This window comes from Pseudomonas folii (assembly GCF_014357575.1).
GTDB lineage: Bacteria > Pseudomonadota > Gammaproteobacteria > Pseudomonadales > Pseudomonadaceae > Aquipseudomonas > Aquipseudomonas folii.
Window position 1 is genome coordinate 1 of record NZ_JACONW010000187.1, and the last position, 9,030, is coordinate 9,030.

The following is a 9,030-nucleotide window of genomic DNA, read 5'->3' on the forward strand; positions in this document are numbered from 1 at the left end:
TCAAAAAATCAGGTAGTCATATTTTTTTGATGGGAGGCTGTCATGCAGTCAGCAGAAGAGAATCCACGCTTCAACCAGCTCATTGAATTCACCGTAACTCCCGCTCAACAGTCGAGCCTGATGACGGCATTAACAGAGCAGTTCGAGCGCTATACCTGCACCTATCCCGGTTTTATCAGCGCCAGCGTTCAGGCCAGCGATGATGGCTGCCGTGTGCTCGGTCAGACCCTCTGGCAATCACGGCGAGCCAGCGAAGAGGCGTTGCTCAATGCCGAGGCGAATGAGCAGGATTTTATCGCACTGCTGCGTCGGCATCAGGTCAGCGCAGTGACCTTCAATACCTGGCAGGTCACTCGGACCATCCCGGCCAGGAGCTGACAGGCACAGCACTGTTCAGACCGAAACCTGCATCACCCGGTCACCCTGCAAGTTTTCACCGGGCCGCCGCTTGTTCACCGCAAGTTCGCCAATCTTGATCAGTCGGGTACGAGTGACGTTGCGGGTCAAACCCAGTAGCGCAGCGGTGTGGACCTGGTTGCAGTGACTGAAACGGTAAGCCGCCCGCAGCAATGCGTCTTCGACTTTTTCATGCAGCGCGCCAGCCTGTTCCTCGAACAGTTTATGGAAAGCCCGCTCCAGTAACGCGTCGACAGATTCGTCGATTGCGGGTTGATCGTCCTGGCGCTCGATACGCAGATTGGTCAGACGCAGGTCATCACGTTGAATCAATCCGTCACGACAGATCAGCAGCGTGTGATGAATGACGTTTTCCAGCTCGCGAATGTTTCCGGGCCAGCTATAGTTTTGCAGCTTGCGCTCGGCTTCGGCAGTAATCCGGATCGGCCCATATCCCAGGCGCTGGCTGTAGGCGTCGATGAAGTGCCTGACCAACGGCAGGATATCGCCGGGACGTTCGCGCAACGGTTGCAGTTCGAGGTTCACCACATCCAGTCTGTAATACAGATCCTCGCGGAAATGCCCGGCATTGATTGCCTTTTCCAGCTGCACGTTGGTTGCCGCCAGTACCCTGACATTGATGGGAATACTTTTGCGCGAACCCAGCCGCACCACTTCGCGCTCCTGTAGCACGCGCAGCAGTTTGACCTGGATCGGCATGGGCAGATCGCCGATTTCATCGAGAAACAGCGTGCCGCCATTGGCCTCTTCGAACCATCCCGCCTTGGCGTTCAAGGCACCGGTGAAGGCACCTTTCTCGTGGCCGAACAGCTCGGCTTCCACCAGTGACTCGGCAAATGCCCCGCAATTGACTGCAACGAACGGCTGGTTACGACGTTCGCTGAGGTTATGAATGTGCCGCGCAACCAACTCCTTGCCGGTGCCGGTTTCGCCAATGATCAATACGCTGGCATCGCTGGGCGCTATCTGCTTGAGGTGGGCCAGCAAGGCTTTTGATTTTGGGTCTTCGAACACCTGAGCCGTGGCGCGGATTGAAGTCGCCAGTGCGGGGTTCGGCGGTAGGGTTAGTAGCTGCATGGGGCTCACTTGTTTTTTATTGGAGTCGACATTTACCTGTAGGAGCCAACTTGTTGGCGAGGCATCGGACCTGATTGCTCAGAAGCTCCGTCCCTCTAACACGTTGGCGTCTACTGAAACCTGACTCCTACTTCTGCGGCGGCAAATCGTTGGCAATCATTTCCCCGAACGGTCCGGTCAGGTTGGTGATGCCACGCCCGGCCAGGCTGCGATACGGCTCAGGCAGCAACGGGAAGACCAGTTCGGCGAAGCGATAGGCTTCTTCCAGATGCGGGTAGCCGGAGAAGATGAAGCTCTCGATACCCAGGTCGGCATATTCCTTGATGCGTGCGGCGACCTCCTGCGGGTTACCCACCAATGCAGTACCGGCGCCACCCCGAACCAGACCCACGCCTGCCCACAGGTTTGGCGCAATTTCCAGATTGTCCCGGCGGCCGTCGTGCAAGGCCGCCATGCGGCGCTGGCCTTCAGAGTCAAAGCGCGAGAAGGACTTCTGTGCCGCCGCGATGGTTTCGTCGCTGATGTGCTCGATCAGGGTGCTGGCTGCTTTCCACGCCTCTTCACTGGTTTCGCGGACAATAACGTGCAGGCGAATACCGAATTTCACCGTGCGACCTTTGCGTGCCGCACGCTCTCGAACATCGGCGAGTTTTTCTGCGACGGCGGCGGGCGGCTCGCCCCAGGTCAGGTAAACATCCACCTGATCAGCCGCCAGTTCATGCGCGGCTTCGGACGAGCCCCCGAAGTACAACGGCGGATAAGGTTTCTGAATCGGCGGATACAGCGCCTTGGCGTTCTGCACGCGCAGATGCTTGCCTTCGAAATCCACGGATTCGCCTTGCAATACACGGCGCCAGATCTGCAGAAATTCATCGCTCACTTCATAGCGTTCGCTGTGATCAAGGAAACTGCCGTCACCGCGATTTTCATCAGGGTCACCGCCGGTGACGACATTGATCAACAAACGGCCGCCAGACAGACGATCCAGGGTTGCCGCCATGCGCGCCGAAACGGTAGGTGAAATGATGCCCGGACGAATCGCCACCAGATACTTCAGTTTTTCGGTCAACGGCACCAGCGCAGAGGCAATCACCCAGGAGTCTTCGCATGAACGACCCGTCGGGATCAGTACGCCGTGGTAGCCCAGATCGTCTGCCGCTTGAGCCACCTGTTTGAGGTAGTTCAAGGTCACCGGGCGAGCACCTTTGGTGGTACCCAGAAAATGACCGTCGCCGTGAGTCGGAAGAAACCAGAAAACATCCATGACAGAACCCTTGAGCCGCAAGCGGCGCTGATGTGTTGGTTGGCTGTTGCTCAGCCAGCAGTAGGAGGCTAGTTATAAAGGGTTGGATTTATTCCTCAAAAGAACGGATATCCATATTTTTATATCGTTTTAGAATATGTCTTGACTTGAGAATGCTTCGCAGCCTTCGGCAGCTCCTACAAATATTCGGTATGGCGCCCATCTGTAGGAGCTGCCGAAGGCTGCGAATCGCGGTGTGTCAGGCAGACCGCTATCGGCGCCGTCGTAACCTCCGACAACTCCTACAGCAATGGCGCCCGTCTGAATTCGCCCAGGATTCGTAGGAGCTGCCGAAGGCTGCGAAGCGGTAATGCGGACATACCCGGAAAATCAATAGCGCGCACACTCACGCATGAATCTCCTAGCCTTTGTACGTCGCTCAAAAAAACAGGATGTTCTCGATGACTACAGGATTTCGTGGGCACTATTTACGGAAGGGCCGTTTCTCGCAAATTGGTTATTTTTATATTTTGACTGCGGTAGTAGAGAACCGTCGGACTGCTTTTGAGGATTGGCGTATAGGGCGCTTGGTGGTGGACCAGTTCCGTTCAGCCGAAGAGGCTGGTCTGGTTCGCTCTCTGGCTTGGGTTGTTATGCCTGATCATTTTCATTGGCTCGTAGAACTGCGTCATAAAACGTTGCCGGGATTAATGTGCCGGGTTAAATCCAGAAGTAGCCAATCAGTCAAGCGTTCTCGGCACTGGCACGGTCCGCTGTGGCAGCGGGGCTATTACGACCGTACTCTGCGCCATGAAAACGACCTGCAAAAAGCCGCCCGCTATATTGTCGCTAACCCACTGCGAGCGGGGCTGGTTCAGCGAGTGGGTGATTACCCTCTTTGGGATGCCGTTTGGATTTAAGCCCATACTCCACAACACCCCGTCACTCCCCTCGAAACTTTTGTTGCATCGCCCCGGTCACTTTTAAACACCTCATAAAGGGAATCAGGCGATGGCAAGGGCAATCTGGAAGGGCGCGATCAGTTTCGGGCTGGTGCATATACCCGTTGCGCTGGTTTCGGCGACCTCTTCGCAGGGGGTGGATTTTGACTGGCTGGACAAGCGCAGCATGGATCCAGTGGGTTACAAACGCATCAACAAGGTCACCGGCAAAGAGATGACCAAGGAAAATATCGTCAAGGGTGTGCAATACGAGAAGGGCCGCTATGTAGTCCTCAGCGAAGAGGAGATCCGCGCCGCTCACCCCAAATCGACCCAGACCATTGAAATTTTCGGTTTCGTCGCAGGCGATCAGATCCCGCTGCAAAACATCGAGACACCTTACTACCTGGCCCCCGACAAGCGCGGTGAAAAGGTCTATGCCTTGCTGCGCGAAACCCTCGTGCAAACTAAAAAAGTCGCCCTGGCCAATGTCGTCCTGCATACCCGCCAGCATCTGGCTGCGGTAATGCCGCTGGAGTCGGCCATGGTCCTGGTGTTGTTGCGCTGGCCGTCGGAAGTGCGTGGTCTGGACACGCTGGAACTGACTGACGCGGTCACCGATGTGAAGCTCAATAAAAGCGAACTGGCCATGGCCAAGCGTCTGGTGGAAGACATGAGCGCTGACTGGACGCCGGAGGAATACCGCGACACGTTCCAGGATCAAATCATGGAGCTGGTGGAAACCAAGGCCCGGGAAGGCAAGCTCGAAAGTGTCGAAACCGAGCCGGAGGACACTGATCGTAAAAGCGCCGACGTCATCGACCTCACCGAGCTGCTTAAACGCAGCCTTGCGGGTAAAGGGTCGGTCAGCAAGAAACCGGCAAAACCCGCCGCCAAAAAAGCCGAACCTGCAGAAAAAGCACCGACCAAACGCCGCACACCACCTCGCAAGAAAACCACCAAGGCATCTTGAGGAGTATTGCCTGACGTCGCAGAGGAACATCCATGGCCAAGCAGCCCAGCGAATACGCCCGCAAACGTAATTTTGATATCACCAGTGAACCTGCCGAGGCGCCGGTCAAGGCCAGGAAAGGCAAGGCCGCTCACGCCCTGAGTTTCGTGATCCACAAGCACGATGCGCGCAACCTGCATTACGATTTTCGACTGGAGCTGGATGGCACTCTGAAAAGCTGGGCAGTGCCCAAAGGGCCGAGCCTTGATCCGACCCATAAGCGTCTGGCGGTCCATGTCGAGGATCACCCGCTGGGTTACGGCAGTTTTGAAGGCAGTATTCCCGAAGGTCAGTACGGTGCCGGTGATGTGATCGTCTGGGATCGGGGGATCTGGCAGCCCCATGGCGATCCGCAGCAAACCTACAAAGACGGCAAGCTCAAGTTCACACTGGTAGGGGAGAAGCTCACGGGTGAATGGGCCTTGGTTCGTACTCACCTCAAGGGCAGTGGCGACAAGGAGCAGTGGTTGCTGATCAAGGAGAAAGACGAGATCGCCAGGCCTGGCGCTGAATACGACATTGTCGCCGATCAGCCGCAAAGCGTGATCAGCGGCAAGTTGGTGGGCAAACCGGCGGCAGAAAAAAAAGCGGTTTCGGCCAAAGCGACAGCGTCTAAGGCTAAACCTGCCAATGCCCAATCTGGAAAGATAAAAACTGCAAAGACAAAAGCTGCAAAACCCAGTCAGGCTGCAAGCGTGGTCCCTGAAACGCTCGCCCCGCAACTCGCCACGCTGGTGGACGCGCCTCCCAACGGAGAATGGCTTTACGAAATAAAATTCGACGGCTACCGGATCATGACCCGGATTCTTGACGGTGAGGTGCGGCTGTTCAGCCGCAACGGCAATGACTGGACCGACCGTCTGCCGTTGCAGGCCAAGGCACTGCAATCGCTGGGGCCAAAAGACAGTTGGCTCGACGGCGAAATGGTCATGCTCAACGACGAAGGCCTTCCTGATTTTCAGGCTCTTCAGAACGCTTTTGAAGTCGGCCGCAGCAAAGACGTGGTGTATTTCCTTTTCGATGCACCGTTTATTGAAGGGCAGGATCTGCGGGAAACCCCGGTGGAGGACCGCCGCGCTGCGTTGAAAAAGCTGCTTGGCAAAAGTCGTAGCAAGCTGTTGCGCTTCTCGGATGCGTTCATGTCCCGCCACAAGGATATTGTCGAGAGTGCCAGCGCCATGGGCCTGGAAGGCGTAATTGGCAAACGGGCCGGCAGTCTCTATCTCAGCAAGCGCAACCCGGACTGGATCAAGCTCAAGTGCCGCTTACGCCAGGAGTTTGTCATCGTCGGCTTTACCCAGCCACAGGGCTCCCGCAGCGGCTTTGGTGCATTGTTGCTGGCGGTAAACGGGGACGATGAGGGCTCGGGGCTGGTATATGCCGGTCGAGTCGGCACGGGGTTCTCTGAGCGGACGCTCAAACAAATCAGCGAACGCCTGAAAAAGCTGGAGCGCGATTCGTCGCCGCTGGCAAAAAAACTCACCAGCGCTCAAGGGCGCGGCGTTCACTGGATTGAGCCTGAGCTGGTCTGCGAAGCGGAATTCGCTGAATGGACGCGGGAAGGCATTATTCGGCAAGGGGCCTTCATCGCGCTGCGCAGTGACAAGCCTGCCAGTGAGGTTTTTCATGAGTATCCTCAGGCGGCCAAAAAACTAAAAAAGCCATCTCGATCCAAACCCGCAAAGGCTGAGAAACCTGCGGTTGTGAGCAAAGGCCGGGTAGTGATTGCCGACGTGAGTATCAGCCACCCAGAGCGGGTGATTGATACCGACAGCGGCACGCAGAAAGCCGAGCTCGCCCATTACTATGCAGAGGTTGCCGACTGGATCCTGCCGTATCTGAAATGTCGCCCGGTGTCCCTGTTGCGCTGCCCGGAGGGTGTGGCAGGCGAGCAGTTCTTCCAGAAGCATTCTGAAAAGCTCGCCATTCCCAACATCAAGCAGCTTGAACCCGAACTGGACCCGGGACATGCACGCCTGATGGAAATCGATACCGTGCAAGCGCTGGTGGGCGCTGCCCAAATGGGCACTATCGAATTGCACACCTGGGGGGCGACCAGTGATCGGATCGAGACCCCTGACCACTTTGTACTCGACCTTGACCCGGACGACGCGCTGCCATGGCGCAGCATGATCGAAGCCACGCAAATGACACTGGCAGTGCTGGATGAGTTAGGCCTGCAGGCCTTTATCAAAACCAGCGGCGGCAAGGGCATGCACATCATTGTGCCGTTGCAGCGCCAGGCAGACTGGGAAACAGTAAAGGCCTTCGCCAAGGCCATTGCTGAATTCATTGCCCGGCAATTGCCGGAGCGCTTTACCGCGACCATGGGGCCGAAAAACAGGGTGGGGAAGATCTTCATTGATTACCTGCGCAACAGCCGTGGCGCCAGTACCGTGACCGCCTATTCGGTGCGCGCCAGACCTGGATTGCCGGTGTCGGTCCCGGTGGCCCGCGACGAGCTGGAGGGCCTGAAGTCTGCGCAGCAATGGAACATTGGCAACCTGCAACAGCGCTTGCGCAAGCTTAAGGCGGATCCGTGGAAGGGCTACGCCAATCGCCAGCGGATTACCAAAAAGATGTGGAAACAGTTGGGCGTTGAAAGGCGGTAAGCAGTTCGATTTGATGTGCGGGGAGCCGGGCTTGGTCTGGGCTGCATCCAGATGATCGGGTTTACAAATTATCGCGGGCAAGCCCGGCTCCCACAGATTTCCGCAATTCTGCGGGACCAGCTTTAGCCGGGAGGAGGCCCTGACAGACGCTGAATCTTCATCTGCAGAAATACCGCCTTCCCGGCTATAGCCGGTCCCACATCGTCAATCAGCTTGCAGGCCAACACTGAATCTCACAACGGGAATAGCACTTCAATTGGATAGTGCAGTGATTTTACTCTCGGGTATTCGCCAGCTCCGCCGGGTAAAAATGGCCTTCCATACCCATGTTTTTCAGCAACTCCCGAACCTTGGCTTCGATACCGACCACGGTTGCCTGGTCCTCGATGTCATCCACTTTTACCAGCAGGCGGCTGCTGTTCTGGTCGTGAGTGCCTTCGCTGAGCATGTCGTGAGTAAACACCTGCTCCGCGCGCCATAAACACAGCTCGGTGGATCCCCTCAGCCAGATCTCGTTGATTGTTCTAAGGTCAGTGGTAGCCAGTTGATCCGCAGTGATTGTCTTGTCCATGGTCTCGTACCTGTCAGTGAGTCGATACAGGTCTGACGTGCCCTTGTCACTCGTCGTTCAACCTTTCGAAACAGTTGCTGTTGAACCGGTACTCGTCATTTGAGTCGATCACTCAACGGTGCGAGGCAAGACACCAGCAAACAAAGGGGAACTCCATGACGCACCCTGCTGTTTTTACGCGCAGAAAGATACTCACCCTGGCCGCCGGTGCTTCGGCGGTGTTCACGTTCGATTCGGCTGCTGCGCAGCCCAGCCCGCCGACGATACCGTCGCCAACTTCGCCTTCGACCCTGGACACAGGAGCAAACACCATGCAGACCCGAGCCATCCCGTCGAGTAACGAGCCGCTGCCCATGGTCGGGCTGGGCACTTACCGCGGTTTCGATGTCGCGACTTCAAGTCCGGCGTACAAGAGTCTGTCCGCAGTGCTTGATGCGCTGTTCGAAAAAGGCGGCACGCTGATCGACAGCTCGCCGATGTATGGCCGTGCCGAGCAAACCACTGGTGAACTGCTGTCGATACATAAACCTCGTTCTCCCGCATTTCTGGCCACCAAGGTCTGGACCCGAGGTCGTCAGGAGGGGATTCAGCAGATGGAAGAGTCTTTCAAACTGTTGCAGACCGACCGCATTGATCTGATGCAGATTCACAACCTGCTGGACTGGAAAACCCACTTGCCGACGTTGCGTAAATGGAAGGAAGAAGGGCGCATCCGTTATGTCGGCATCACCCATTACACGTCGTCGGCGTATGACGATGTAGAAGCGGTGCTAAAGGCTGAGCAGATGGACTTTCTGCAGATCAACTACGCGCTGGATGATCGCGCCGTCGAGAAACGAATCCTGCCGCTGTGCAGGGAGAAGGGCGTGGCGGTGATCTGCAACCGGCCGTTTGGCGGTGGTGGTTTGCTGGGGCGGTTAAAAGGAAAACCGTTGCCGGGCTGGGCAGCGCAAGTGGGTGTGACCAGTTGGGCGCAACTGGCCCTCAAATTCCTCCTGGCGCATCCGGCGGTTACTTGTGTCATCCCCGGCACCGGTAACCCGAAATACATGCTGGAAAACGCTGGCGCCGGGTTCGGCCCGATGCTGACGGGCGCGCAGCGTGAGCAGTTGATTGATTTGGTTTGAAAATACAGGTGCGGGCTCTGGGATTTTCCT

Annotated in this window: 8 protein-coding genes; 5 read left to right on the forward strand and 3 right to left on the reverse strand. The window is 56.8% G+C overall.

Annotated features, from left to right (window positions below; translation table 11 throughout):
* Positions 1 to 42 precede the first annotated feature (42 nt).
* Positions 43 to 378, forward strand: a complete 336-nt coding sequence (locus H8S59_RS24215) for an antibiotic biosynthesis monooxygenase (protein ID WP_095102563.1) — start codon at positions 43 to 45, stop codon at positions 376 to 378.
* Between the two features lie 15 nt (positions 379 to 393).
* Here H8S59_RS24215 and H8S59_RS24220 read toward each other — a convergent pair whose 3' ends face one another.
* Both H8S59_RS24220 and ssuD read right to left on the reverse strand, forming a co-directional pair.
* Positions 394 to 1,494, reverse strand: coding sequence for a sigma-54 interaction domain-containing protein (locus tag H8S59_RS24220; protein ID WP_095102561.1), 1,101 nt, complete (start codon positions 1,492 to 1,494; stop codon positions 394 to 396).
* 127 nt (positions 1,495 to 1,621) lie between these two features.
* Positions 1,622 to 2,758, reverse strand: a complete 1,137-nt coding sequence (ssuD, locus tag H8S59_RS24225; RefSeq protein WP_095102558.1) for an FMNH2-dependent alkanesulfonate monooxygenase — start codon at positions 2,756 to 2,758, stop codon at positions 1,622 to 1,624.
* 440 nt (positions 2,759 to 3,198) lie between these two features.
* Between ssuD and H8S59_RS24230 the strand changes: the two genes are divergently transcribed.
* From H8S59_RS24230 to ligD, 3 genes are all read left to right on the forward strand, one after another.
* Positions 3,199 to 3,657, forward strand: coding sequence for an REP-associated tyrosine transposase (locus H8S59_RS24230; RefSeq protein WP_187523061.1), 459 nt, complete (start codon positions 3,199 to 3,201; stop codon positions 3,655 to 3,657).
* Positions 3,658 to 3,748: 91 nt separating this feature from the next.
* Positions 3,749 to 4,651, forward strand: a complete 903-nt coding sequence (ku, locus tag H8S59_RS24235; RefSeq protein WP_095102550.1) for a non-homologous end joining protein Ku — start codon at positions 3,749 to 3,751, stop codon at positions 4,649 to 4,651.
* Between the two features lie 32 nt (positions 4,652 to 4,683).
* A complete protein-coding gene (gene ligD, locus H8S59_RS24240; RefSeq protein WP_187523062.1) occupies positions 4,684 to 7,302 on the forward strand; it encodes a DNA ligase D in 2,619 nt (872 codons plus the stop codon).
* 274 nt (positions 7,303 to 7,576) lie between these two features.
* On the opposite strand, the gene H8S59_RS24245 is transcribed toward ligD, so the two are convergent.
* The gene (locus H8S59_RS24245) at positions 7,577 to 7,873 is read right to left on the reverse strand and encodes a hypothetical protein (RefSeq protein WP_095102544.1); all 297 of its coding nucleotides are present in this window, start codon (positions 7,871 to 7,873) and stop codon (positions 7,577 to 7,579) included.
* Between the two features lie 155 nt (positions 7,874 to 8,028).
* Between H8S59_RS24245 and H8S59_RS24250 the strand changes: the two genes are divergently transcribed.
* On the forward strand, positions 8,029 to 9,000 hold the full coding sequence (locus H8S59_RS24250) for an aldo/keto reductase (protein ID WP_187523063.1): 972 nt from the start codon (positions 8,029 to 8,031) through the stop codon (positions 8,998 to 9,000).
* The last annotated feature ends 30 nt before the right edge of the window (positions 9,001 to 9,030 follow it).

Excerpts from the sequence above, each read along its gene's own strand:
- H8S59_RS24220 (WP_095102561.1), bottom strand. The coding sequence starts at position 1,494 with ATGCAGCTACTAACCCTACCGCCGAACCCCGCACTGGCGACTTCAATC.
- H8S59_RS24215 (WP_095102563.1), top strand. The coding sequence starts at position 43 with ATGCAGTCAGCAGAAGAGAATCCACGCTTCAACCAGCTCATTGAATTC.
- H8S59_RS24245 (WP_095102544.1), bottom strand. The coding sequence starts at position 7,873 with ATGGACAAGACAATCACTGCGGATCAACTGGCTACCACTGACCTTAGA.
- H8S59_RS24250 (WP_187523063.1), top strand. The coding sequence starts at position 8,029 with ATGACGCACCCTGCTGTTTTTACGCGCAGAAAGATACTCACCCTGGCC.
- ligD (WP_187523062.1), top strand. The coding sequence starts at position 4,684 with ATGGCCAAGCAGCCCAGCGAATACGCCCGCAAACGTAATTTTGATATC.
- ku (WP_095102550.1), top strand. The coding sequence starts at position 3,749 with ATGGCAAGGGCAATCTGGAAGGGCGCGATCAGTTTCGGGCTGGTGCAT.
- H8S59_RS24230 (WP_187523061.1), top strand. The coding sequence starts at position 3,199 with ATGACTACAGGATTTCGTGGGCACTATTTACGGAAGGGCCGTTTCTCG.
- ssuD (WP_095102558.1), bottom strand. The coding sequence starts at position 2,758 with ATGGATGTTTTCTGGTTTCTTCCGACTCACGGCGACGGTCATTTTCTG.